Genomic DNA, 24,415 nt, shown 5'->3' with positions numbered 1-24,415 from the left:
TCTTATGGGCTTACAGGGCGTCCGCCGGGAGCGTGCGGACATCCACGAAATGGCCGAACACCGCGGCGGCGGCGGCCATGGCCGGGCTGACCAGATGGGTGCGGCCCCCGTAGCCTTGACGGCCCTCGAAATTGCGGTTGGAGGTGGACGCGCAGCGTTCGCCCGGCTCCAGGCGGTCGGCGTTCATGGCGAGGCACATGGAGCAACCGGGGTCGCGCCATTCGAAACCGGCCTCGATGAAGATTTGGTCCAAACCTTCCTCCTCGGCTTGCCGTTTGACCGGACCCGAACCCGGCACCGCCAGCGCCAGTTTCACGTTTTCGGCCCGCTTGCGGCCTTTGACCACGGCGGCGGCGGCGCGGAAGTCCTCGATGCGGCCATTGGTGCAGGAGCCGATGAAGACCTTGTCCACCGGGATTTGGGTCAGGGGCGTACCGGGCTGCAAATCCATATAGGCCAGGGCGCGTTTGATGCTCTCGCGCTTGACCGGATCGGCTTCGGCTTCCGGGTTGGGCACGCAGGCATCGACCGGCAGCACCATTTCCGGAGAGGTGCCCCAGGTCACTTGCGGCTGGATGGCGGCGGCGTCGATTTCGATCACGGCGTCGAACACCGCGTCGGCATCGCTGTGCAATTCGCCCCAGGCGGCCACGGCCCGATCCCATAACTCGCCGCTCGGGGCGTAGGGACGGCCTTGGAGATAGGCGAAGGTGGTTTCGTCCGCCGCCACCAGCCCGGCGCGGGCACCGGCTTCGATGGCCATATTGCACACGGTCATGCGGCCTTCCATCGACAGCGCCCGGATCGCCGAGCCGGCGAATTCGATGCTGTAGCCGGTGCCGCCCGCCGTGCCGATCCGGCCGATGATGGCGAGGACGATATCCTTGGCGGTGACGCCGGGGCCGACTTCGCCCTCGACCTTGACCTGCATGTTCTTGGCCTTGGACTGCACCAGGCACTGGGTCGCCAGCACATGCTCGACCTCGGAGGTGCCGATGCCGAAGGCCAGCGCCCCGAACGCGCCATGGGTCGCGGTGTGGGAATCGCCGCAGACGATGGTCATGCCGGGCAGGGTCGCGCCCTGTTCCGGTCCCATCACATGCACCACGCCCTGGCGCGGGTCGGCCATGTCGAACTCGGTGATGCCGAACTCGGCGCAATTGTTGTCCAGGGTTTCCACTTGCAGGCGGGAGACCGGATCGGCGATGCCCTGGTCGCGGCCCGCCGTGGGCACGTTGTGGTCGGCGGTCGCGAGGTTGGCCGCCGCCCGCCAGGGCTTGCGTCCCGCGAGGCGCATGCCCTCGAAGGCCTGGGCCGAGGTGACTTCGTGGATCAATTGGCGGTCGATGTAGATCAGGGCGGAACCGTCCGCTTCGGAACAGACCAAGTGGCTGTCCCATAACTTGTCGAAAAGGGTTTTGCCGGCCATAGGCGCTGGATGCTCGAGGTTAGGGGTTGGGAAGGATGCGCGGCGGGATTTCTTGGCGAATCTTGGCCGTGCGCTGGCAGGCCGGGGAGCGGTCCCGGCCTGGGGAACGGTCCTTATTCCAGGGCGAGGAACAGCCGTGCGGTGATGGTGTCCACGCTGCCGACGCCGTCCATGCTGGCGAATTTCAGCCCGCCCGCCGTGGCCTGGGCGCGGTAGTAATCGACCAGGGGCTGGGTTTGGGTATGGTAGATGTCCAGGCGCTTGCGGACGGTTTCTTCTTTGTCGTCGTCGCGCTGGATCAAGGGTTCGCCGGTGACATCGTCGAGCCCCTCGGTCTGGGGGGGATGGAATGTCACATGGTAGATACGGCCCGAACCGGGGTGGACCCGACGGCCGGTGATGCGCCCGACGATTTCCTCGTCGTCCACCACGATTTCCACCACGCGGTCGATGCCGACGCCCAGGGCCGCGAGACCCTCGGCCTGGGCGATGGTACGGGGAAAACCGTCCAGCAGGAAGCCGTTGGCGCAGTCGGGCTGGACGATGCGTTCTTTGATGATTCCCAGGATGATGTCGTCGGATACCAATTGCCCGGCGTCCATGACCTGCTTGGCGGCCAGGCCCAGGGGCGTTCCTTCCCGTACCGCGGCGCGTAGCATATCGCCGGTGGAGATTTGGGGGATGTGGTATTTCTCGGTGATGGCCTTGGCCTGTGTGCCTTTTCCTGAACCGGGGCTGCCCAGAAGGATCACGCGCATTTCATGGTCTCCGCTGTGGATTTAAATACCCAATTCTTTCATAAAACGACCAAGCCTGTCACACGGAGATGGATTCCTGGGATACGTCCGGGGATTTCGGCGCGGGGAGGGTGTCGGCCTGGGTCCATGCGCCCGCCGTGTCGCGCCGCTCCACCCGGATCGCGCCTTCGGGCAGCGGGCTGGCGTAGCCGTTGCGGCCCCAGCGTTTGACCTCGTACATGGCGAGATCCGCCGCCCTCAGCAAATCCTCCAGCGCCTGGCCGGGCCGGTGGGAGAGGGCGATGCCGATGCTGATGCCCACGGTGACCCCGATGCCCTGGTCCAGGGCGATGGGTTGCACCACCCGGTCCACGATCTCGTGGGCGACGCGGCGGGCTTGGTCCAGCGAGGCGCAATCCAGCAGCGCGATCAGGAATTCGTCGCCGCCCAGCCGCCCCACGATATCGCCCGAGCGCACACAGGACCTAAAGCGTTGGGCGGTTTCCAGCAACACGCGGTCGCCGGCGGCGTGGCCGTGGGTGTCGTTGACCGCCTTGAAGTGATCCAGGTCCAGCAGCAGCACGGCCTGGGGTTGGCGGGAGGGGGCGTCCAGCCGCCGCCGCAGTTCGCGCTCGGCGGCGTGGCGGCGCAGCAGGCCGGTGAGGAGGTCGTGGTCGGCTTCGTGCTGGGTACGGAGTTCCAGGGCGCGGCGCTCGGTGATGTCGTACACCACGCCTTCGTAACGGGTTTCGCCCTGGCCGTCGGTCTGGCGCGACAGCAGGCAATGCACCCAGGCCGGTCCCGCGCCGCGGTGCCTGAGCTTGAGGTCCATGGCGGCGGAATGGCTCCCGGCCTGATGGAAAAGGTGATGGAATTGCTCCGGCTCGGCGAAGGCCAGGGCCGGGAAATCCCGCCCGATCAGAGATTCCGGCGACAGCCCCGGCAGGCCCAGCACCCGCCCGAGGGTGGGATTGGCCATGCACAGGTGGCCTTGCCCGTCCAGCAGGAAGATACCGGCGCTGGTGTTCTCGAACACCTCGCGCAGCCGCCGCTCCACCGCCTGGACTTCTTCCCGCAGCAAGCGCTCGGCGGCGAATTTCTCCTCAAGGGTCGCCAACAGGCCATTGATATCGTTCACCAGTTGGCCGAGTTCGTCGTCGCGGTGGCGGGGCAGGGGTTTCAGGCGTTCCTGTTCCCCGGCCCGGATGGCGTGCAAGGCGCCGGACACCCCCGATAACGGCAAGGACAGCGAAGACCGCACCAAGCCCAGCACCAGCAAGGCGGTCAGCCCGATCAGCACGGAGGAGCTCAGCGCCCCGACCAGGGCGGCATGGCGGGCTTCCCGCAGGTTGACGCGGGCTTCCGGGAACACCAGCAGCCGCCCCACCACTTCGCGCTCGCCGAAGGGCGAATGCAGGTCGCGCACCAAGGCGGGACCGGGGGGAACCCTGGCGTTGCCGGCCTCGCGCAGCCGGTGGAGGTCGAGGCCGCGGTCGTTGAGCAAGCGGGCCTCGTGGACGATATCGTTGCGGAGCAAGCCGTCCAGCACATCCGCGCCGATGGCGGGGTTGCCGGAATAGGCGGCGACGGCGGCGGTGGTTTCCACCGTGTCCAGCAATTGGTTGAGCCGGGTTTCGGTCTTTTCGCTGGACCATTGGAATTCGGCCACGAACAGCGCCACCGAGGTCAGGAGGGCCAGCAGCAAGGCGGTCCAAAAGACAGAACGCGCCAATTCGTGGTGTAAATGTTTTTGGGGGAGGGGGGTTTTCATCAAGGCAGTATCAACAGCACCCTAATCGTGTTGTCCACGTTGATTTTATCAATGTATCCGATGGCGTCCTCGTTTTCCCGCACCATTTGCAACACCGCCGCGTCGTCCGGCAGCTTGGGCGGGGGCGAACCCTGCCCGGAGAACACGATCCTGGCCCAATAGGCGTCGATCTGGGGGAGGAGGCGTCCGGTGAGCTTCTGATAGAACTCGCCCCGGAGCGGGGAGGACTGGTCGAACGGCAGGGCGAACCTATGGTTGGGGAAGGTGTGGGTCCGGCCCAGGAAGACATCCTGGACCTCCTCGGTGGCCAGGGGGGCGAGTTCGTTCTTGCGGTTGGCGATGACCGCCAGATCGGCGGAAGCCGTCGGCGCCAGGGCCAGGGCGAGCAGGGCGGCGAGCGGGGCCTTCATGGCTAGAACACGAAATCCACGCCCAGCGACCAGACATCGACCTGTCCGGGCGTGGGGGCGGATAGCGCGGGTTCCACCCAGAGCTGGGCACCGTTCCGTCCCAGCCAGTAATGACTCCATTGCGCCTTCAGGTCGATGTTTTCGTAGACATCCCAGCGCAGCCCCAGGGACACCGATTTTTCGTCCACGCCATTGGCGTTGATGAGGCTGTCCACCGTGCGCCAGAGCAGATCGACCTCGGGCGTCGCCAGCCAGGGCCGGGGAAGGGCCGTCGCGGAGTGGAGGGTCTCGGAAATGCCCAGCAGGGTGTAGACCGTGACGGGACCGGCCCGCCGCCCCAGGCTCAGGTAGCCACTGGCCACCGAAGGGAAACTGACCACTTGGGAGTCGGTGTAGGACGCCTCCAGTTGCGCCAGCCACCCGCCGTCGTCGTAGGCGAGGCCGGCCGAAAAATAATGCAAATCCTTGTTCATGGGCGCGATCTTGCCGGGATAGGTGTTGGCCCCCGGCCAGACCACGTTCACCCAGGGATTGTCCAGCGCGGCGTAGAGCGGTTGGATCGGCAGGTCGGTCTTGGTCTTGGCGTAGTTGTAGCCGAGCCGCGCCCGCCAGTTGCCGCGCTCGTAGCCGAGGCTGCCGCCCACGATGACCGCGCCCAGGTCCAGGTCGAACAAAAAGCTGGGCACGGTATAGGACGCATAGCCCACGAAGCTCTTCGCGGTCAGGTGGCCGCCGCCGAGCGGGATTTTGCGGGACAGGTCCATGCCGTCGAAATGGTAGGTCGGGAGGCTGGCGTAGAACTCGTGCGGCGGGCGCATCCAGGGATAGGCGTAGCCGACGTTGCGATAGTCGGACAACATGAACACATCGAAGCCCAGCCGTCCGAACCGGAGGTCGAGGTTTTCCTCCGGGCTCCAACGCAGGAAGGCCCAGTCCAGGTTCTGCTCGATGAACTGTCCGGCATGGTTGCGGGCCACCCATTGCACCCCGGCCCGCCAGGAGGGGCCGAAATCCACGTCGAGTTGTAGGCCGAGCCGGGAATCCGGGTCCACGCCCCAGGTGCGGGTGACGCCGTTGCCCTGGGTGGTGTCGCGGCGGAACTGGATGAGGTCGGTGTCGGTGCCGCTGACGCCGAGCGTGCCGAAACCTTTGAAGCTCCAGGTCGGCGTATCGGCGGAGGTGGCGGCGGGCAAGGCCAGCAACGCGGCGGCGAGCCCGGGTTTCCAGGTGGCGCGGAGCGGGGGCATAGGGGTATTCCGTGGAGCCGGGGCGGCACCTGATTGGTTTATTCTGTGCACGGTAGGGAGGGGTGCCGCTGGCAACAAGCATAGTTGGTTTAACAAATGACAGCCGGGGTCGCTGCCGTCCACGCCACCCCGGCCCATCCGCGTGACTGGAGAACCCCATGTCCGACCTGAACGATCCCCGCGTCTTCTTCGCCGCCGAGCGGACCCTCCTGGCTTGGAACCGCACCAGCCTGGCCTGGATGGCGTTCGGCTTCGTCATCGAGCGTTTCGGTTTGTTCATGCGGCTGGTGGCGGGCGACCACGCCGGGCCTTGGCCGCGGGGGATTTCATTCTGGGTGGGGATCGCTTTCATCCTGGCCGGGGCTATGATCGGCCTGGGGTCCACCCTGCAATACCGCAAGGTCTTGAACAGCCTGAAGCCGGTGGAAATTCCCAAAGGCTACCGGGTCGGCCTCGGGATAGCTTCCAACCTGCTGGTGGCCGTGCTGGGGCTGGTTTTGCTGGGATATTTGTTCGTCGGCGGGAGTTAGGGACCCAGCGGCGGAGGAAAAGGCCGCCCGGCAGGCCGGGTGGTAAGGGTTACGGGCCGAAAATCCAACCGCCTCGACGCCGCCAAAACCGGCCTCGCCCCGAGGACATCGCCCGGCCCCGGCCAGGCTGAACCCCGGCCAATCATGTACAATCGCCGCTTTGGCTCCCCAATGGAAAACAGCGTGGAAACATTTCACGGAACAACCATCGTCTCGGTCCGCCGCGGCGATAAGGTGGTGATCGGCGGCGACGGACAAGTCACCCTGGGCAACACGGTTATGAAGGGCAACGCCCGCAAGGTGCGCCGCCTCTACCACGGCAAGGTGCTGGCGGGCTTCGCCGGGGCCACCGCCGACGCCTTCACCCTGTTCGAGCGTTTCGAGGGGCAGTTGGAAAAACAGCGCGGCAACCTCACCAAGGCCGCCGTGGAATTGGTCAAGGATTGGCGCACCGACCGTATGTTGCGCCGCCTGGAAGCCCTGCTCGCCATCGCCGACAGCAAGGCTTCGCTCATTATCTCCGGCAACGGCGACGTGATCGAACCCGAGAACGGCCTGATCGCCATCGGTTCCGGCGGTCCCTTCGCCCAGGCCGCCGCCCGCGCCCTGTACGAAAACACCGAACTCGACGCCCGCGACATCGTCGAGCGCTCGTTGAACATCGCCGCCGATATCTGCATCTACACCAACCGCAACCTCACCATCGAAGAACTCGACCTGCAATCGGACTTGCAAGAATAACCATGACCCCCATGACCCCGCGAGAAATCGTCCACGAACTGGACAAGCACATCGTCGGCCAAGCCGCCGCCAAACGCGCCGTCGCCATCGCCCTGCGCAACCGCTGGCGGCGCACCCAGGTGGACGATGGCCTCCGCGAAGAAATCACGCCGAAGAACATCCTGATGATCGGCCCCACCGGCGTCGGCAAGACCGAAATCGCCCGCCGCCTCGCCAAGCTCGCCAACGCGCCCTTCATCAAGGTCGAGGCCACCAAGTTCACCGAGGTGGGCTATGTGGGCCGCGATGTCGAATCCATCATCCGCGACCTGATCGACGCGGCGGTCAAGCTGACCCGCCAGACCGAGATGAACAAGGTGCAATCGCGGGCCGAGCAAGCCGCCGAGGAGCGCATCCTCAACGTGCTGCTGCCCGGCGCGACCGGCTGGAACGGCGACGAGGCCAGCGCCGAATCCCCCACCCGGCAGAAGCTGCGCCAGAAACTCCGCAACGGCGAACTGGACGACAAGGAAATCGACATTGAGATCAATTCCTCCATCGGCGTGGAAATCATGGCCCCGCCCGGCATGGAGGAAATGAGCAGCCAACTGCAAAGCCTGTTCCAAAGCATGAACACGGGCCGCACCCGTACCCGCAAGCTGCGGGTCAAGGACGCCTTCAAGGTGTTGCAGGAGGAGGAATCGGCCAAGATGATCAACGAGGAAGACATCAAGCTGCGGGCGGTGGAATCGGTCGAGCAGAACGGCATCGTGTTCCTCGACGAGATCGACAAGATTTGCAAGCGCGGCGAATACGGCGGCGGTCCCGATGTGTCGCGGGAAGGCGTGCAGCGCGATTTGCTGCCCCTGGTCGAGGGTTGCACCGTCAGCACCAAGTACGGGATGGTCAAGACCGACCATATCCTGTTCATCGCTTCGGGCGCGTTCCATCTATCGAAGCCGTCCGACCTGATCCCGGAAATGCAGGGCCGTTTCCCGATCCGGGTGGAATTGAGCGCGCTGGAGGTCGGCGACTTCGTGCGCATCCTGACCGAACCCAACGCCTCGCTGACCGAGCAATATTCGGCCCTGCTCCAAACCGAAGGCGTCGGGCTGGAATTCACCGCCGAAGGTATCGAGCGCTTGGCCCAGATTAGCTGGGAAGTCAACGAGCGCACCGAGAACATCGGTGCCCGCAGGCTGCACACCGTGCTGGAACGGCTGTTGGAAACCGTTTCCTACGACGCGCCCGACCATTCCGGCCAAATCGTGAAGATCGACGCCAAGTATGTGGAAGAGCATTTGGGCGAACTCGCCAAGGATGAAGACCTGAGCCGCTATATCCTGTAACCGCTGGGCGCGGGAAACGGTTTTTCCGCGCTCCGCCCGCCGCACCGGAAACCCCTTATGAACGCTCCCATTCCCACCGATATCAAGCTGCACCAGAAATCCCGCTTCCTTGAAATTAGCTTCGAGGATGGTGCCCGTTTCGAGCTGCCTTGCGAATTCCTGCGGGTGTATTCGCCGTCCGCCGAGGTGCAGGGCCATGGGCCGGGCCAGGAGATATTGCAGGTCGGTAAGCAGGATGTGGGGATTACCGAAATCCGCCCGGTGGGGAATTATGCCGTATGCCCGACCTTCAGCGACGGCCATAATAGCGGGATTTATACCTGGGATTACCTCTATCACCTGGGGACGAACAGGGCGCAGTTGTGGGACGAGTATTTGGCGAAGCTGGCGGCGGTGGAAAATGTCTCGAAAGGTGGTTTTTAGTTAATAAAGTGGTGATGAACCACATGTGCAAACTGTCATTCCAGCTTGGGGGGGAATGGGTGGACCATTCGTTTGCGCCAATATTTACCGAGCAAACTGTGGGTGCCGACAAGAAACGGCTTGTTGCTGGCGTTCCGGGCGGAGACCCGATAGTTTTTGCCAGCCTTGTTGATAGGCTTGAACCGCCCTATTTCCTTCTCTATATCCTCCATACACCTCGCGGCGAAGGAAAGGCGGGGCGCTATCAAAGTCCCGAGCTTAACGCCAAGAAGTTGCATGCTTTCCTGGAAAAATTCGCCCCTTTTTTGTCCGCAGATTCCCGGTATGATCTATGGGCGTATTCCCCAAGCGATAAAGCGACTGTGGTGTGGGAGCGCCACAATCTTATCTATGCTTATGATCTGCTCCAACCATTCCTTACCACCTTGCTTGGACTAGGTTTCACTGAAGGAGTACCTAGTATTCCATCTCCGCATATTCACCATTACCGCGAGGAATTCGATAAGTATGCGGCTGAATTGCTTTCAGCCTTTGCTTGGCAATGCACACCACTGGAAATGGAAGATGAACAATAACTGTGGATGTCACTGATAAATGACTTCCGGGAAAATCAAACAATCGCTGTAATACCGAGAACGCCATGACCGACCCAACCACCCATTTTGGCTTCCGCGAAGTCCCCACCGGCGAAAAAGCCAAGCTCGTCCGCTCCGTGTTCGATTCGGTCGCGGGCAAATACGACCTGATGAACGACCTGATGTCGATGGGCATCCACCGCATCTGGAAGCGCATCGCCCTCCAGCTCAGCCATGTGCGCTACGGCGAAAAAGTGCTGGACCTCGCGGGCGGCACCGGCGATATGACCGCCCTGTTCCGCGAACGGGTCGGCGACAAGGGCCGGGTGGTCCTGTCCGACATCAACGCCGAGATGCTCAAGCGGGGCCGCGACCGCCTCATCGACGACGGCGTGGCCGAGGGCGTCGATTACGCCCAGATCGACGCCGAGAAACTGCCGTTCCCCGATAACTCCTTCGACTGCGTCTGCATCGCCTTCGGCCTCCGCAACGTCACCCACAAGGACGAAGCCCTGAAATCCATGCACCGCGTGCTGAAGCCGGGGGGCCGGGTGATCGTGCTGGAATTTTCCGAGGCGCAAGGGGCGCTGTTCAAAAAGACCTACGACCTTTATTCCTTCAAACTGCTGCCCCTGATCGGCAAACTGGTGGCCGGGGATGAAGAAAGCTACCGCTATCTGGCCGAATCGATCCGCATGCACCCCAACCAGGAAACCCTGAAAAACATGATGGCCGAGGCCGGTTTCGAGCGCTGTGAATATTTCAACCTGACCCAGGGCGTGGTGGCGATCCACCGGGGTTATAAGGTCTGAGCCATGGCCCCGCATCCTGTGTTGGCCTCCGCCCTGGCCGGAACCCTGGAAACCGCCATCGCCCGCTATCTGGCGCTGGACCCCGACAGCCACCGGCTACTGGCCCCCATCAAGGGCAAGCTGGTGGCCTTGCGGATACTGCCGTTCGGCGCGACCTTGTATTTCTGCCCCACCGGGAGCGGCGTGCAAATCCTGACCGAAACCAGCGCCGTGCCGGATGTCATCCTGTCCGGCACGCCGCTCGCGTTCGCCAAGCTGGGGCTGGGCGGTTCGGCGGAACAAAGCCTGTTCGCCCATGAAATCGAGATGCAGGGCAGCACCGACACCGCCCACCGCTTCCAAGCCCTGTTCCGCAAGCTGGATATCGATTGGCAAGGACTCCTGGCCCGCCAGACCGGCGCGGCCACCGCCGCCACCTTGTTCGACCTGTTCCGCTCGGGCCGGGATTGGACCCGCGACACCGCCGCCAGTTTCGAGGCCAATCTCGCCGAGTTCTGGCAGGAAGAATCCCGCGAACTCCCGGCCCGGCCGGAAGCCGACGCCTTCTTCAAGGCCGTGGATCGGCTGCGGGCCGACCGCGACCGGCTCGAAGCCCGGATCAAGCGCCTGGAGTCGCAAACCGTGGTTCCCGAAACCTTCCCCACGCCAGACTAAAACCCCCGTGATCCATCCCAAACTCATCCGCCGCCTGCTGCATATCCAACGGGTGCTGGTCCGCCACGGACTGGACGAAGTCCTCGAAGCCACCCATTTGCTCGGCCCCCTGCGCCATCTCGGCAAGCTCTCACCGGAGGCTTGGCGCGAATCCAGGGATTTGCCGCGGGCGGTACGCATCCGCCGCACCTTGGAAGACCTGGGTCCGATCTTCGTCAAATTCGGCCAGACCCTCTCCACCCGCCGCGACCTCCTGCCCGACGACGTGGCCGAGGAATTGGTGAAGTTGCAAGACCGGGTGCCGCCGTTCCCAGGGGAAGCCGCCCAGCGCATCGTCGAGAAGGCGCTGGGCCGGCCGGTGTCCGAGTTGTTCGCGGAATTCGACCCGGAGCCGCTGGCCTCGGCCTCGGTGGCCCAAGTCCACGCCGCCCGCTTGCATGAGGGTTCCCAAGTCATCGTCAAGGTGCTGCGCCCGGACATCGAGCAGCAAATCCACGCCGATATCGCCCTGCTGCGGGAAGTGGCGCATCTGGCCCGCAGGTTCTGGCCCGAAGCCCGCCGCTTGCGCCCGGTGGAGGTGGTGGCGGAATTCGAGAAGACCATCCTCGACGAACTGGACCTGGTGCGGGAGGCCGCCAACGCCGCCGAGATGCGCCGCCATTTCGAGGATTCGGAGATGCTCTACATCCCCAAAATCCACTGGCCCTATACCCGCCGCGAAGTGCTGGTGATGGAGCGGATTTCCGGGATTCCGGTCGGCGACGTGGCCCGGCTCAAGGCCGAAGGCGTGGACCTCAAATTGCTGGCCGAGCGCGGGGTGGAGATTTTCTTCACCCAGGTATTGCGCGATAGCTTTTTCCACGCCGATATGCACCCCGGCAACATCTTCGTGACGCCGGAAGCCAAATACATCGCGGTCGATTTCGGTATCGTCGGCAGTATCTCCCACCAGGATAAACATTATGTGGCCGAGAATTTCCGCGCCTTCTTCAACCGGGATTACCGGCGGGTGGCGGAAATGCATATCGAATCGGGCTGGATTCCCAAGGACAGCCGGGTCGAGGAATTCGAGTCGGCCATCCGCGCCGTGTGCGAGCCGATCTTCGAGAAGCCGTTGAAAGAGATTTCCTACGGGCATCTGCTATTGCGGCTGTTCCAGGTGGCGCGGCGCTTCGATATGGAAATCCAGCCGCAACTGGTGCTATTGCAAAAAACCCTGCTGAATATCGAGGGGCTCGGACGCGACCTCTATCCCGATCTGGACCTGTGGCAGACCGCCAAGCCGTTCCTGGAACGTTGGTTCAAGGAGGAGATGGGACCGAAAGCCGCCCTGCGCAAGGTGCAGACCGAAGCGCCGCAATGGGCCGAGCATTGGTCGGAAATGCCGATGCTGGTGCATCGGGCGCTGGCCGACGTGGTGGGCGGCAAACTGGCGGTGGAATTCCGCTCGCGGGAGCTGGCGGGGCTGCGGGAGGAATTGCGCCGCAACCAGCGCCGGACCCTGGCCGGGATCGCCGGCGGGTCGCTGCTCATCAGCGGGAGTTTGTTGTTGGGCGCGATGCCGATGGCGGCGGGTTTGTGCGGGGCGCTGGGTTTGGGCTTGTTGATCGGGGCTTGGCTTTGACCCATCGTTAGGCGTGGACCCCAACCCGGTTCAAGCCGCTCCCATCGCGCCCCGCATATAACAGCCTTCCTCCGGCGTATCGTCATAGACGCCGCGCAGGAATCCCTCGCAATCGGCCAAGGTCCGTTCCAAGGGCACCGACACCCCGGCGATCCCGGTATGCCCGGCCACGCCATGGAACGGTTGGCTGAGATAGCGCTGTAGCCGCCGCGCCCGCCGCACGGTCAGCCGGTCCTGTTCGGACAATTCCTCGATCCCCAGCATCGTGATGACATCCTCCAACTCCTGGTAGCGGGCCAGGTGTTCCCGCACGCCCTCGGCCACGGCGTAATGGCGGTCGCCCAGGGTTTGCCGGTCCATCAGCGTGCTGGCCGAGGCCAGCGGATCGACCGCCGGGTAGATGCCCTTGGCCGCCTGCGCCCGCGACAGGATCACGCGGGTGTCGAGATGGCCCAGGATGGCCCCGACGGCGGGGTCGGTCATATCGTCGGCGGGCACGTAGATGGCCTGCACCGAGGTGATATCGCCGCGCCGGGTGGAGACGATGCGGTCCTCCAATTCGGCGACCTCGCCCAGGAGGGTGGGTTGATAGCCCACCGTGGCCGGCATCCGGCCCAGCAATCCCGACACCTCGCTGCCCGCCTGCACGAAGCGGAAGGCGTTGTCGAGCAGGAACAACACTTCCTTGCCCAGGGCGTCGCGCAGGTATTCGGCGTAGGCCAGGGCCGACAGCGCCACCCGGAAGCGCACCCCCGGCGCTTGGTCCATCTGCCCGAACACCAGCACGGCGTGGTCCAGCACCCCGGCATCGCGCATCCCGTGCCAAAGTTCATGGCCCTCGCGGATGCGCTCGCCCACGCCCGCGAACACCGACACCCCTTGGTGCAGGGCCACGATGGCGTGCATGAACTCCATGATCAGCACGGTCTTCCCCACGCCCGCCCCGCCGAACAAGCCGGTTTTGCCGCCCCGCGCGAACGGGCATAAAAGGTCGATCACCTTGATGCCGGTGGGCAGGAGGCCACGGGCCGGGGTGGCTTCGTGCAGGGCGGGCGGCGGGGCGACCAGCGGGCGGAATTCGCGGCGGGGTAGGGGAGGACCGCCGTCCAAGGGTGCGCCGAACACGTCGAGCAAGCGTCCCAGGACTTCCGGCGCGACCGGGACGCCGAGCGGACCGCCGCTGTCGTGGACCGCCATGCCGCGCCGGAGTCCCGCGGTGCGGCCCAGGGCGATGGCCCGGACCAGGGTCCGGGCGAGGTGTTGGTGGACCTCGAACACAGGGCGCTCGGGACCGATGGTGGCGTATAGGGCGCGGTGGATGGGCGGCGGCGGGTCGCATTCGATATCGACCACCGGGCCGTGGATTTGGACGATGTGGCCGATGGGCCGGGCGGAGACTTCCATGAGTCCTCTGGAGGTGGGTGGCGGGCGAGCGCATTGTCGCCAGGGTCCGCCCCATAGGCCAGCCCCGCAGCGCGAAAATATCGTGGGGTGTGGCCGGGGGGGCAGGTCCGCACGGGCTTTGGCCGCCCGGAAAGGCGGAATTTCCCGTGGTCGCGCCAACGCCGGCGGCGTCGGAATGCAGCGAGAACGGATGGCCATCGGCCCGGCGGCGGAGCGTCGAGGGACGGCTAGCGGATGGGTCCGCGCAGCCCCAGCAATTCCGCGTAGGGCGCGTCCAGCCAGCGGGCCGCCGCGGCGCGGATGGCCGGGGTGGCGCTGGCTTGTTTGCCGGCGGAATCGGGCCGGAAGCTTTGCCCCGGTAGTTTGGCGTCGCGGGCGCGGACGGCCCGCCAGGCGGCGAGCGCCGCCCCGTCCAGCTCCAGGCCGAAATGTTCCGCCAAGCGGGTGTCCAGCCCGTCGGGTAGTTCGTCGTAGCCCAGCAGCAAGCCGCCCGGATATCGGCGCAGGGTGGCGATGGCGGCGTGTAGGATTTGGCCCAGCACCCAGGCGCTATGCTCCAGCGGGTGGGCCAGCAGTTCCGGTGGCGGGTGCAGGCCGTGGTTGACCAAGCCGCCCGGCACGGCGAAGGCGCTCAGCATCCGGGATTGCGAGACCAGCACTTCCACCGGGTCGCGGTGGAGGAAGACCCAGGGTGTCGTGGGGAAGGCCGTGAGTAGCCGCTCGCCATGGCATATGTGCCAGCCGTCGGTTTTCACGAACAACCGGCGGTCTTCCGTCCGCCTGGGTTGGCCGAGGGCGGACAATAGCCCCCGTAACAAGGCCGGGCCGTGGGCGGCGTCCAATTCGGGCGAGGCGGCCAACCATTGCAGCAAGGTGTCGAGGACCGGGGGCTCCGACAGCACGACCGCGTCGTCCAGGGCCGCCAGGGATTGGGCGGCGAGGGTGGAACCACAACGGCTCATATGGAAAACCAAGCCGCGCACCGGCAAACCGGGATGGCTTGCCGCCCGCTCCAGCAAAGCCTCCAGCCCGGTGCGCTGGCGCAGCAGCCGGTTGAAAGGCCGCCCGGCCAGTTTGTGCAAGGTGTCCAGGCAGAAGGGTTCGACGAAGCGTTCCCGCCCCATATAGCCCCAATGCACTTGGTTGTGCTTGAGATAGAACGGAATCCAGCCGCGCAGCGGGTCTTGGTTCACCATGGCATATCCCTTTCGATCCATTCGCGCCGCCCTTGCCGCATGGCTTCCAGCAGCGTGTCCGCGGCGATGGGCTGGCCGGTTTCCCCGCCCAGCCGCGCCAGCGCCGCCGCGAATGCGTCGGGGTCTTCGAGGGCGAACAGCCGGTCTTGCAAGGCGGGGTCTTGTTGGAGGGCGTGGCGCAAGGCGTCGAGGATGGCTGCGGTGTCGGGCATGGGTTTCCAGCGATGGCTATGGGAGAAGCCGCGGATGGGCGGGCGGAAACCACCCGCCCATCGCTATTTTGGGATGGACCGCGGAAGGCTTACGACCGGGCCGGGTACAGGCCGGTGAGGCAGATGATGTAGTTCACGGCCAAGTAGGGCTGCATATTGTCATGGGCCGTACCACCGCCGACGGCGGTGGTGGGCGCGTTGCTGAAACTGGCGGTGGCGGTGGCGGAATCGCCCATCGTGGTGTTGGCGTTGGCGGCCTCGGTATAGGGTTGGACGCCGAGGCCGCCACCGTCCGTGGGGACGGACAGGACGTTGCCGGCCGGGGACGGTTGGGTGCCGGTGTTGGTGGAAGCTTTGGTGCCGGGGATGGAGACGTTGGCCTGGGCGGTCAGGGCATGGGCGTGGGCCGGGATTTGGGCGGTGGACAGCGTGACGGTTTCCGCGCCGCTTTTGGCTCCTGCGACGCGGGGGGACAGCCCCGGACCGGAGCCGGCACCGACTATCGTCCGGCCCCTCAGGTCGGGCAGGGCGAAGTTGCTCCTGCCATCGCCACCGTAGGTGGTGCCTATTATGGAGAACAGCGCGGAGTATTGTTGTATAGGTAGCACTGATCCATCACAAAAATGCCAATTGCGTGGCGCGAAAGTGCCCGCGAAAGGGGTGATTTGTCCGATATAACCATCCATAAATGTCTCCGAAGTTGAGGTTTGCCGCCGGTTGAAGGGAGAGGCACCCACCAGGGCGGCGGCTGGCGGGCGGATTTCAAAGTGCGTGCGGGGAAGGATTAGAACTCGACTTTCCTGATGGTGTAGCTGCTCACCGTCACGCTGGAGGCAGTGGCCGCGAAGCCCCTGAGCTTGTAGGTCGTGGTGCCGGACGAGGGCAGCACTGCGGTGAGTGCAACGTTGCCGTCAATCGTGGTCGGCGTGCCCACTATCCAGAGCGATGTGATGACGTTGTTGGCGTTGTCGGTGATGGCGATCTCCCTGCCGACGTTGCTGACGGTGGTCGCCACGGTGACTGTCACGATGGCGTTGGAGGCCACCGTGAAGCTCGCGATATCGGCCATGCCGGTGCCCAGGGCGACGCTGACCGGGACGGCACCGGCGTTGCTGAAGGTGGCTGACGAACCGCCGCTGGGCGGTGTCGCCCAAGAACCGTCGCCGCGCAGGAACTGGGAGGTCGAGCTATTGGTATTCAGGGTCGCCACGTTGCCCAGGCCGAGGTTGCTCCTGGCGCCGGCCGCCGTGGTGGCTCCGGTGCCGCCGTTGGCGATGGCGACGGTGCCGGTGACGTTGGCGGCGTTGCCGGAGATGTTGCCGCTGACATCGGAACCGGGCACCGAGGCGGAAGCGGTCATGGCCCCGCCACCGTTGCCCTTGACATAGCCGGTGAGGCTGGTCGCGCCGGTGCCGCCATTGGCGACGGCGACGGTGCCGCTAATATCGGAGCCGGGCACCGAGGCGGAAGCGGTCATGGCCCCGCCGCCGTTGCCCTTGACATAGCCGGTGAGGCTGGTCGCGCCGGTGCCGCCGTTGGCGACCCCCACGGTGCCGAGGCCGAGGGTCGGGGCGGTGCTGCTGCCGGTTTTGGTGAGGGGGGAACTGACGTCGATGCTGGTCACGGTGCCGGTGGTGGAGCCTTGCACGCCCGCCGGGCTGAGCGAGGCACCGGAGGCGATGTTGGCGCCCGCGCCGGCGTTGCCGGTGTAGCCGAGGTTGGTGAGGTCCACGCTGGTGGCGGTCTTCGCGGCGACCGTGTAATAGCCGCCGCCCGCCAGATAGACCACCTGCCCCACCGATACCCAACTGCCGTTGTCGACGTTCACGGTCTGGGTGGCGTTGACCGCCGGCTGGGTGAATGCCGCGTTGGTGGTGGTGTAGGCGTTCACGCCGTTGGTGCCATTGGTTCCGTTCGTGCCGTTGGCACCATTGGTCCCCGCCGGGCCGATCAGCGAGGTGCCGATGCCCCAGTCGCCGTTCTTGGGTCCGTAGATGCTGTAGAGCGTGGTGTCGATGTAGAAATCGCCATCGACGCCCAGGCCGGTCCCTGGGATGCCGGCACCGCTCAGCACGGTTTTCCCATCCACCCCGTTGGTCCCATTCGTGCCATTGGTCCCGTTCGTGCCATTAGTCCCGTTCGTTCCGGCGACGCCTTGCGGGATGGTCAGGTTCAGGGTTTGGTTGGGGGAGGTCCCGGTGATGGAGGCGGACGCCGGGCCGCCCGCCGCGCCGGTCGTGACCGTGCCGATGCTGAGGCTGTTGGCCGGGCCGTTGAGGGCGATTTCGAGGTAGGCGGGATGGCTGGTGGTGATCGCTTCCTTGCTGTCGAAGGTCAGGGTCGTCCCGGGCGTGGACGAGGTATCTAACTGTACCCCCAAGGCAATGGAGGTGGCGCCCATCGTATATTTTTCGAGGAGCAGATTGGTCACGTCCACCGAGTAGTAGGTGGCGTTGTTGCTGGAGTCGAGCGTGCCGCTCAAGATCGGCGTGCCGCCATAGGTGACGCTGGTGCCGATGATGGCGGTGCTTTCGGACCAGGCGCTATCGACCGATTGGATTTTCAGGACCACATTGGACGGCGAGGCCGGGGCGGATTTCACGAAAAAGACCAGCCTGGCTTTGGCGATGTCGGTGGCGATGGTGTTGGTGGGCAGGGATGACAGGTCGAAGCGCAGCAGCCCCGGCGAGGTCGAGCCGATGGTGACGAGTGGCAACGCGCCGGCGCTGGTTGCGGCCAGGTTGGTATCGGCGGTGGTCGGGGCGGTGACGGCCTGGACGGTGAGAGGGGTCAGGACAGCGGCGGCGAGGGCCGCGCCCCTGAGGGGGAGGCGTGCGTTCATCGAATTATTATCCTTGGCGTTCGTTAGGGAGGGAATGACGGTCGGCCGGGAGGGATCAGGCCGAGGGGACCGCCCGGCGCCGTGCGAACGGCCAGAGCGCGGCCAGGCCGATCAGGCCCAGGCCCAACGGGGCCGGTTCCGGGATGATGGCCGCGCCATCGACCGTGTTGATATCCAAGGCCCAGTGGCCGTCGTTGCCATTGCAAAGGGTATCGCTGTAAACGCAAAAATTGGTCAGGCCCAGGTCGAAGGCGAAGCCGTCGCTGAGGGTGGGGCCGAGGGCGATATTGTCGTATTCGGTCAGGGCCACGGTGTAGTCGCCGGCGGCCAGGGTACCGACGATGCTGATCATGGCGTCGATTCCCAGGTCGACGCTTTTGCTGGCGGTGTCGGTGAGTAGGGCGCCCGTGCTGTTGTCGAACAGTGCCAGATAGGTTTCGAAACCGCCGGGGGCGATGGTGGTGCCTTGGCTGTTGACGCCGCCGGCCTGGGAGAGCGTCTCGATGACGACGGAGGACGAAGGGTTGTTGATGTGGAAGGTGAAGAGTTGCAACTGCTCGTCGACGGCGAACGTACCGGTATAGCTGAAACTGGCGGCGTGGGCGGTGTGCATCCCCAAGGCTAGGGCCGTCGCCGTGATTAGGGATCGAAGCTTTTTCATGGGCTGCTCCATGGGAGGGATTGCCAAAGGATGTTTGTGTATAACTGTGACTTGAGAGCCATGAATGCTACCAAACCCCGGTCAAAGTTTCACTGGATGCCACCGTTTTTTACTGGGAGTTGCTAATAATTTTTTAATAGCTGTCGAACTGGTTTGAATTATTGTTTGCAATGTGGGAATGGGTGCCGCGTAGAGTTGCCGGGGGCGAGGCCGGCACGCTGGGCCTGGACCTATGGGTGGGGTGTCTCGCGCCGTGGCGCATAAAAAAGCCCACGGACCGGAGGGGCCGTGGGCTTGATGTCACACCGAAAAATCAATCCCAGTTCAGCGCGCCACCGGTCTGGTATTCGGTCACCCGCGTCTCGAAGAAGTTCTTTTCCTTCTTGAGGTCGAGGATTTCGCTCATCCAGGGGAAGGGGTTGCCGGCTCCCGGATATTGCTCGGGCAGGCCGATCTGGGCGCAGCGGCGGTTGGCGATGAACTTCAGGTAGTCCTCGAACATCGGCGCGTTCAGGCCGAGGACGCCGCGCGGCATCGTGTCGTAGGCGTATTGGATTTCGATCTCGACCGCCTCGCGGATGGTCTGCAACATCTCCTGCTGGAAGGGCTGGCTCCACAGGTGGGGGTTTTCGAGCTTGATCTGGTTGATGACATCGATGCCGAAATTCATGTGCATGGATTCGTCGCGCAGGATGTATTGGAACTGCTCGGCGGTTCCGGTCATCTTGTTGCGGCGGCCCATCGACAATATCTGGGTGAAGCCGACATAGAAGAAGATGCCCTCGAAGATCACATAGAAGGCGATGAGGTCGCGCAGCAGGCGTTGGTCGGCCGCGGGCGTGCCGGTGTGGAACTGGGGGTCGCCCAGCGATTGGGTGAAGGGCAGAGCCCATTCGGCCTTGCGGGCCACGGCGGGCAGTTCCCGGTACATGTTGAAGACCTCGCCTTCGTCCATCGCCAGGGATTCCACCACGTATTGATAGGCGTGGGTGTGCAGGGCTTCCTCGAAGGCTTGGCGCAACAGGTATTGGCGGCATTCGGGGTTGGTGATGTGACGGTAGACCGCCAGCACCAGATTGTTCGCCACCAGGGAATCGGCGGTGGAGAAGAAGCCCAGGTTGCGCTTGACGATCATGCGCTCGTCCGGGGTCAGCCCGTCCTGGCTTTTCCAGAGGGCGATGTCGGCGTTCATGTTGATTTCCTGCGGCATCCAGTGGTTGGCGCAGGCGTCCAGGTATTTCTGCCAAGCCCATTTGTACTTGAAGGGCACGAGCTGGTTGAGGTCGGCGCGGCAGTTGATGATGCGCTTGTCGTCCACCTGGATGCGTTTGGCTCCCAGTTCGATGCTTTCGAGGCCGGTCGCGCCGCCGGGGCCGACTGCGGCTCGGATGGCTGGGCTGGGGATGGATTGGGCTGGTTGGCCGTGGACCGACGACGGGGCCGGGACGGGTTCGGCGGCGGGGACCGGGAAAGGCGGCGGTGGCGTGCGGGCGGTGAAGGCGGCCAAGGGGTCTTCCCAGTTCAGCATAGGTGGTTTCCTCGTAGGTGGGGGAATGGCAATAACCTATATATTGTGCCTCAAATCGGGTCTAGCCCAAAATATTGAAAATTTTGTGGGATAGGGCGGGGCGGGCTCGATCCGCCATCCGGCTTGTGTTCGGGCAATGCGGGGCGGCGGACGGAAATTTGCCGGGCCGAGGCTTGACAAGATGGGGATACGCTGGCATTCTACATAGCTCAAGTCGACGGCTTCGGGCGGTTAGCTCAGCGGTAGAGCACTGCTTTCACACGGCAGGGGTCATAGGTTCAAATCCTATACCGCCCACCAATTAAAACAAAGGCTTAGCGGGAAACCGCTAGGCTTTTTTGTTGTGCGTGAAACCCGAGCGTGAAACCGCGCCCACTTCCAGCACGGTCGCCACTTCCCGCAGGGAATCCTGGGAAAGGTGCGCGTACACCCGATCCGTCACCCGGATATCCGAATGCCGCAGGAAGGCGCTGATCCGTTGGATCGGTACGCCTTTTTGGGCCAGCCAACTCCCGCAGGTCCGCCGCAAGGTATGCGGCGTCACGTCCTTGCCCAACCCGGCCTCATCCCTGGCCGCGTGGAACGATTTCTTCACGCAGGCGATCCGGTCTCCATGGCGATCCGCGAAGACCCACGGCGAATCCGGGCACCACGACGCCCGGAAACTGGCCCGTGCTAGAATCGCCTCGCGGGCCTGGGCATTGATCGGCACGCTGCCCGCCTTCCCATTTTTCTGGTCCTCGGGGCCGAAGTAGATCAGACCGCGAATCAGGTCTACCCGGCTCCACTCCAAGCCGAGGATTTCCCCCGGCCTCAATCCCGCGTAAAGCCCCAGCTTGATGAAGTCCGCCAGGTGCTTGGCCCTGGGCAGGTTCCGGGCGGCTTTGAGCAAGGCGTCGGCTTCCTCCGGTTTCAGCCACCGGTCTTTGGTCTTCGCGGGCTGTAGCTTGCAAGACCGGAACGGGTTCGGCACGTCCCATTCCAATTCGGTTCGTGCCCAGTTCAGCGCGGCGCTGAACATCCCGATTTCCTTCCTGATGGTCGCATCCTGCATCTTGTCGTCCCGGCGCTTGGCGATGTAGTTCCTCGCGTCCGCCCTGGTGAGGGTGGCGAGTTCCCGCCCCCCGAACACCGGGGCCAGTTGTTTCAGGCTGTAGTGGTCGCGCACCGGGTCTTTCTTGTCGAGGCTCGGGCCTTCCATGTATTCGGCCATCAGTTCATCGAAGGTCGGGCCTGTGGCCGGTGCTGGCCGTGGCCCGTGCTTCCGTTCCTCGGCGGCTTCTACGATCCATTGCGCCCGGACCGCCTTTGCTCTTTCCTTGCGCGGATCGTCTTCTCGTCGAACGCCAGTACTTCGGCGAGCCGTTTTGCCGCTGGCGTCGGTGTAGGTACACCACCAGAACGGCGAGTCGTCCCTTTCGTAGATGCCGTCCTGGTCCCGTTTCTTGGATTTGCTTCTTGTTGTGCGCTTTGTTGGCATGATTCAGTCTCCTGGGTCGATGCCTGCCCCGCGCCGCCAGGATTATGCGTGTGGGTGGTGTTCTGCTCAATGTACTTGTGGAGGTCGATGCCCTTCTGGATGCGCACGTTCTCCGACGCCTCCCGGAAGGGCGTGGTCAGCCGTGCCACCAGTGCCTCCTGGGAGAGCAATTCATTCTGGAACCGGCGGAAGGCTTCCAGGGCGGAAACGCTGGTCTTGGCGGTGGGGTTCATGGCCGGTACTCCCTCAGGATGGATTCAGCCGCTTGCTTCGCCCTGGCGCACAGGGCCGCGTCGAACCATCCGAAATGGCACTCGGCCTGTGGGATGCCCAGCCGCTCGGCCAGTAGCCGGTAGGCGGCGTCGCGGTCCATCAGGCGGCTCCGGTGCAGGGCTTCGAAGGGCGCTTTCGCCGATTTCCGCGCCTCGCGGGTCTCCCGGTCCGCCAGGGTGCCCAGCGGGATGTGGGTGAACGGGTGCATCCCGACGTGGGCGTCGCACGGGCGGCAGAGGTAGGCCCATGGCCAGTCGCCGTACTCGCGCCCGTAGATTTCCCGGTGGTTCACGATCCCGACCGGCCCGCCGCAATAGGGGCACCGTTCCGGGACCGGCAGGGGGTTGGACACCCGCGCCGTGGCCGTCCGGCTCGGATTCCAGGGGGTTTTCTTCGCCGGGGCGTTCATGGGGTTTCCTCCCTCCTGGCTTGGGCGAGGGCGGCGCGGGCCATATTTGCGGCGAGGCAGAGCGGGTGATTGGGCCGGACCGCGACCATGCCGTTTTCGCCTTTAGGCATTGCCCAATCGCCTATTTCGAGGATCACTTTTTCCAAGGCTTCCAGCAGCGCGTCGCGGTCGGCCCTGAGCTTGGCGATGGCCCGTAGGATGGCCTCGTTATCCGGCTCGCAGCCAAGCTCGGCGGCGGTGTCCGCGATGGCTTGGTTGAGGGTTTCGATGACGGCCTGGACGTTCATGCCGCCTCCCGCTGCTCGGCCTTGGCCTGGAACGCCTTGGCGTCCTTGTCGTAAGCCAGCCCTTGTTCCTCGGCGGCTTTCTTGAGCGCGGTCCAGGCTTGCAGGGACAGCGGCTTGCCCAGGGACGCGGCCTCCTCGATCAGGGCGTTCCAAACGTCCAGTTCCCCGGCGTTCTTGGCGAACTCGATCTGGCCTCGGAACCCGGCCAGCTTGTCCACCGCCTCCTTCTGGCGCTGGGCGATGCCGCCCAGCGCGGCCTTCATCCGGGCCATGATCCCGGCGAACCACTCGGGGTCGGCGGCGAAGTCGGGCACGGCCAGCGGCGGGAAACCGGCGCTGTTCTTGCCGATCCATTGGGCGGTGGGGTTGAAGTCGAGGACGGTGTTGCGCCCGTCCAGCTTGGCGACGTAGCCCACGAAGTCGGCCGCCTTGACGATCTCGTGGTAGGAGCCGCCGGTGATGTCGGGGCGGATGATGCGCTGGTCGCCGTCCTTCTCCTCCTTGTCGTGGCAGATGAGGATGACGTCCAGGCCGAAGGTGTTGACCTTGCGCAGCCAGGACACGAAGTCGTCCTTGAGCCGCCCGAAGCCTTGCAGGGTCAGCCCGCCGCTGGGGCGCTTGAGTTGTATCTTGCCCTCGGTGGACGGCATCGCCGCCGCCAGGAAGTCGAGGGCGCGGCCGGCGGTGTCCACCACCAGGGTGGAATAGCCGGCGAGGTCGTCGCGGGTCATGTGGGCCACATCGGCCCAGGATTCGACCTGGACGGTGTCGGGGCGGAAGGCGGAACGGTGGGAGCCGCGGTCGAAGTCGAGCAGCAGGGGGCGGGCGGCGGTGCCGCCGATGCTGGTCTTGCCCGCGCCGGGCTGGCCGTACAGGCAGACGATGGCGGTAAGGACGGCCAGCGGCTCGGCGGCTTTGGTGATTCTCTTCAAGGCCATGGGAATGCGCTCCTGAATGATGGGAAATGGGGGGTGGATAGCGGCGTCCCTGCCGGTTCGTCCTGGGTTTCGTGTTGTTGGGCTTGCCCCGTCCGGGGCCGGTATCGGGGGATACCCGCGCCGCCCGCTCCGATGGAACGGGCGACCGGCTATCTCCAAAAGGTCTTGCGGAGCCGCGCCCGCTCGGGGCGGGTGATCCGCCTGCGGTAGGTCCGGGTCATCGCGCCGCCCTCGCCTTCGCCATGATTTCGGTTTCCACCCCGGCCACGATCCGTCTGGCGTTCCAGAGGGCGGTTTCCAGTTCGTGGGCCTTGAGTTCCCAGTGCAGGGCTTGGCGGCGGGCGCCCTCGTATTCCGCCTCGGCGGTTTTGAGGCGTTGCCGGCACAGCCACAGCTTGAATCGTCCGGCGATGCTCATGCCGCCTTCCTCCCGTGTCCTGCCGCCGCTTCCGCCAGCATCCGGTCGAACGCCATTTCCTCCCGCACCTTCTCCATGGCGGCGTCGATGTCGGCCTGGGCCTGAATGCCTGCGGCCCGCGCCTTGAGGTTGTCGAGGGTGGCCTTGAGGCTTCCCAGCACGAACGGCCAATCGGCGTCCGCTTCGTCGGTGTCGGCCACCGCATCGACGGCCTTGTCCAGGCGGGCCTTGAACTCGTCGGCTTCGTCCTGGGGCAGCAGGGCCAGGGCCGCGGCTATGGTCATGCCCACCCTGTAGTGGGCTTGGGCTTCCTCGAATCGCGCTTGCCGGGAGCGCGGCAAGCCATCCGGCCCGCGCATCATGTACTCGGTCATCAGGGCCAATTCGGCCCGGTGTGTGAATGGGGTTGCCATGGTTGTGCCTCCTGGGGAAAAAAGGGCGGGGGGTCGCCCCGCCCGAGGGAGCGCACTTCGGGCGGTCGCCGCC

At 64.8% G+C, this 24,415-nt stretch carries 27 protein-coding genes and 1 tRNA gene; 9 read left to right on the top strand and 19 right to left on the bottom strand.

Annotated elements, in window-relative coordinates:
* Nucleotides 1-10 precede the first annotated feature (10 nt).
* The 5 genes from leuC to K5658_RS15705 all read right to left on the bottom strand — a co-directional run bounded on the left by leuC (nt 11) and on the right by K5658_RS15705 (nt 5,594).
* On the bottom strand, nt 11-1,429 hold the full coding sequence (gene leuC, locus K5658_RS15725) for a 3-isopropylmalate dehydratase large subunit (protein ID WP_221064051.1): 1,419 nt from the start codon (nt 1,427-1,429) through the stop codon (nt 11-13).
* A 113-nt stretch (nt 1,430-1,542) separates the two neighbouring features.
* The gene (gene adk / locus K5658_RS15720; protein ID WP_221064050.1) at nt 1,543-2,187 is read right to left on the bottom strand and encodes an adenylate kinase; all 645 of its coding nucleotides are present in this window, start codon (nt 2,185-2,187) and stop codon (nt 1,543-1,545) included.
* Nucleotides 2,188-2,245: 58 nt separating this feature from the next.
* Nucleotides 2,246-3,937 carry a sensor domain-containing diguanylate cyclase gene (locus tag K5658_RS15715; RefSeq protein WP_221064049.1) on the bottom strand — a complete coding sequence of 564 codons (1,692 nt, stop codon included), beginning with the start codon at nt 3,935-3,937 and terminating at the stop codon, nt 2,246-2,248.
* Nucleotides 3,937-4,347, bottom strand: coding sequence for a hypothetical protein (locus tag K5658_RS15710; protein WP_221064048.1), 411 nt, complete (start codon nt 4,345-4,347; stop codon nt 3,937-3,939). Before K5658_RS15710 ends, K5658_RS15715 begins: the two co-directional genes overlap by 1 nt.
* A gap of 2 nt (nt 4,348-4,349) precedes the next feature.
* On the bottom strand, nt 4,350-5,594 hold the full coding sequence (locus K5658_RS15705; RefSeq protein ID WP_221064047.1) for a porin: 1,245 nt from the start codon (nt 5,592-5,594) through the stop codon (nt 4,350-4,352).
* Between the two features lie 158 nt (nt 5,595-5,752).
* On the opposite strand from K5658_RS15705, the gene K5658_RS15700 reads away from it, so the two are divergent.
* From K5658_RS15700 to ubiB, 8 genes are all read left to right on the top strand, one after another.
* Nucleotides 5,753-6,124, top strand: coding sequence for a YidH family protein (locus tag K5658_RS15700; RefSeq protein ID WP_221064046.1), 372 nt, complete (start codon nt 5,753-5,755; stop codon nt 6,122-6,124).
* Nucleotides 6,125-6,307: 183 nt separating this feature from the next.
* Entirely contained in the window at nt 6,308-6,865 is a 558-nt protein-coding gene (gene hslV / locus K5658_RS15695) for an ATP-dependent protease subunit HslV (RefSeq protein WP_221064045.1), read from the top strand.
* Nucleotides 6,866-6,867: 2 nt separating this feature from the next.
* The gene (gene hslU, locus K5658_RS15690) at nt 6,868-8,193 is read left to right on the top strand and encodes an ATP-dependent protease ATPase subunit HslU (protein ID WP_221064044.1); all 1,326 of its coding nucleotides are present in this window, start codon (nt 6,868-6,870) and stop codon (nt 8,191-8,193) included.
* A gap of 57 nt (nt 8,194-8,250) precedes the next feature.
* Nucleotides 8,251-8,616 carry a gamma-butyrobetaine hydroxylase family protein gene (locus K5658_RS15685; protein WP_221064043.1) on the top strand — a complete coding sequence of 122 codons (366 nt, stop codon included), beginning with the start codon at nt 8,251-8,253 and terminating at the stop codon, nt 8,614-8,616.
* A gap of 23 nt (nt 8,617-8,639) precedes the next feature.
* Nucleotides 8,640-9,191 (top strand): hypothetical protein, encoded by a 552-nt coding sequence (locus K5658_RS15680; RefSeq protein ID WP_221064042.1) that lies wholly within the window; start codon nt 8,640-8,642, stop codon nt 9,189-9,191.
* A 65-nt stretch (nt 9,192-9,256) separates the two neighbouring features.
* Nucleotides 9,257-10,003, top strand: coding sequence for a bifunctional demethylmenaquinone methyltransferase/2-methoxy-6-polyprenyl-1,4-benzoquinol methylase UbiE (ubiE, locus tag K5658_RS15675; RefSeq protein ID WP_221064041.1), 747 nt, complete (start codon nt 9,257-9,259; stop codon nt 10,001-10,003).
* 3 nt (nt 10,004-10,006) lie between these two features.
* Nucleotides 10,007-10,657: a ubiquinone biosynthesis accessory factor UbiJ gene (locus K5658_RS15670; protein WP_221064040.1), complete on the top strand. Its 651-nt coding sequence runs from the start codon at nt 10,007-10,009 to the stop codon at nt 10,655-10,657.
* A 7-nt stretch (nt 10,658-10,664) separates the two neighbouring features.
* Complete coding sequence (gene ubiB / locus K5658_RS15665) at nt 10,665-12,281, top strand: ubiquinone biosynthesis regulatory protein kinase UbiB (protein ID WP_221064039.1); 1,617 nt, start codon at nt 10,665-10,667, stop codon at nt 12,279-12,281.
* A 30-nt stretch (nt 12,282-12,311) separates the two neighbouring features.
* Here ubiB and atpD read toward each other — a convergent pair whose 3' ends face one another.
* The 7 genes from atpD to K5658_RS15630 all read right to left on the bottom strand — a co-directional run bounded on the left by atpD (nt 12,312) and on the right by K5658_RS15630 (nt 20,124).
* Entirely contained in the window at nt 12,312-13,685 is a 1,374-nt protein-coding gene (gene atpD / locus K5658_RS15660; protein WP_221064038.1) for a F0F1 ATP synthase subunit beta, read from the bottom strand.
* Between the two features lie 227 nt (nt 13,686-13,912).
* Complete coding sequence (locus K5658_RS15655; RefSeq protein WP_221064037.1) at nt 13,913-14,881, bottom strand: sulfotransferase family protein; 969 nt, start codon at nt 14,879-14,881, stop codon at nt 13,913-13,915.
* A complete protein-coding gene (locus K5658_RS15650) occupies nt 14,875-15,093 on the bottom strand; it encodes a Nif11-like leader peptide family natural product precursor (RefSeq protein WP_221064036.1) in 219 nt (72 codons plus the stop codon). The genes K5658_RS15655 and K5658_RS15650 overlap by 7 nt, the downstream gene beginning before the upstream one ends.
* An 89-nt stretch (nt 15,094-15,182) precedes the next feature.
* A complete protein-coding gene (locus K5658_RS15645; protein ID WP_221064035.1) occupies nt 15,183-15,779 on the bottom strand; it encodes a phage tail protein in 597 nt (198 codons plus the stop codon).
* Between the two features lie 98 nt (nt 15,780-15,877).
* Nucleotides 15,878-17,935, bottom strand: coding sequence for a beta strand repeat-containing protein (locus K5658_RS15640; RefSeq protein WP_221064034.1), 2,058 nt, complete (start codon nt 17,933-17,935; stop codon nt 15,878-15,880).
* A gap of 55 nt (nt 17,936-17,990) precedes the next feature.
* A complete protein-coding gene (locus K5658_RS15635; RefSeq protein ID WP_221064033.1) occupies nt 17,991-18,596 on the bottom strand; it encodes a DVUA0089 family protein in 606 nt (201 codons plus the stop codon).
* 313 nt (nt 18,597-18,909) lie between these two features.
* Nucleotides 18,910-20,124, bottom strand: coding sequence for a ribonucleotide-diphosphate reductase subunit beta (locus K5658_RS15630; protein ID WP_221064032.1), 1,215 nt, complete (start codon nt 20,122-20,124; stop codon nt 18,910-18,912).
* Nucleotides 20,125-20,349: 225 nt separating this feature from the next.
* Here K5658_RS15630 and K5658_RS15625 point away from each other — a divergent pair.
* Nucleotides 20,350-20,424 (top strand) — tRNA-Val (locus K5658_RS15625).
* A 28-nt stretch (nt 20,425-20,452) separates the two neighbouring features.
* Here the strand turns inward: K5658_RS15625 and K5658_RS15620 are convergent.
* The 7 genes from K5658_RS15620 to K5658_RS15595 all read right to left on the bottom strand — a co-directional run bounded on the left by K5658_RS15620 (nt 20,453) and on the right by K5658_RS15595 (nt 24,342).
* The gene (locus K5658_RS15620) at nt 20,453-21,337 is read right to left on the bottom strand and encodes a tyrosine-type recombinase/integrase (RefSeq protein ID WP_246628460.1); all 885 of its coding nucleotides are present in this window, start codon (nt 21,335-21,337) and stop codon (nt 20,453-20,455) included.
* A gap of 68 nt (nt 21,338-21,405) precedes the next feature.
* Nucleotides 21,406-21,837, bottom strand: coding sequence for a hypothetical protein (locus K5658_RS23630; protein WP_246628459.1), 432 nt, complete (start codon nt 21,835-21,837; stop codon nt 21,406-21,408).
* Nucleotides 21,834-22,286 (bottom strand): zinc-finger-containing protein, encoded by a 453-nt coding sequence (locus tag K5658_RS15615; protein WP_221064030.1) that lies wholly within the window; start codon nt 22,284-22,286, stop codon nt 21,834-21,836. The genes K5658_RS23630 and K5658_RS15615 overlap by 4 nt, the downstream gene beginning before the upstream one ends.
* Entirely contained in the window at nt 22,283-22,573 is a 291-nt protein-coding gene (locus tag K5658_RS15610; protein ID WP_221064029.1) for a hypothetical protein, read from the bottom strand. The genes K5658_RS15615 and K5658_RS15610 overlap by 4 nt, the downstream gene beginning before the upstream one ends.
* The gene (locus K5658_RS15605; RefSeq protein ID WP_221064028.1) at nt 22,570-23,511 is read right to left on the bottom strand and encodes an ATP-binding protein; all 942 of its coding nucleotides are present in this window, start codon (nt 23,509-23,511) and stop codon (nt 22,570-22,572) included. The genes K5658_RS15610 and K5658_RS15605 overlap by 4 nt, the downstream gene beginning before the upstream one ends.
* A 217-nt stretch (nt 23,512-23,728) precedes the next feature.
* On the bottom strand, nt 23,729-23,929 hold the full coding sequence (locus K5658_RS15600) for a hypothetical protein (protein ID WP_221064027.1): 201 nt from the start codon (nt 23,927-23,929) through the stop codon (nt 23,729-23,731).
* Complete coding sequence (locus K5658_RS15595) at nt 23,926-24,342, bottom strand: hypothetical protein (protein WP_221064026.1); 417 nt, start codon at nt 24,340-24,342, stop codon at nt 23,926-23,928. The genes K5658_RS15600 and K5658_RS15595 overlap by 4 nt, the downstream gene beginning before the upstream one ends.
* Between the last annotated feature and the right edge of the window lie 73 nt (nt 24,343-24,415).

Source organism: Methylomagnum ishizawai (assembly GCF_019670005.1).
Lineage (GTDB): Bacteria > Pseudomonadota > Gammaproteobacteria > Methylococcales > Methylococcaceae > Methylomagnum > Methylomagnum ishizawai.
This window is presented reverse-complemented; position numbering and strand designations above follow the sequence as displayed.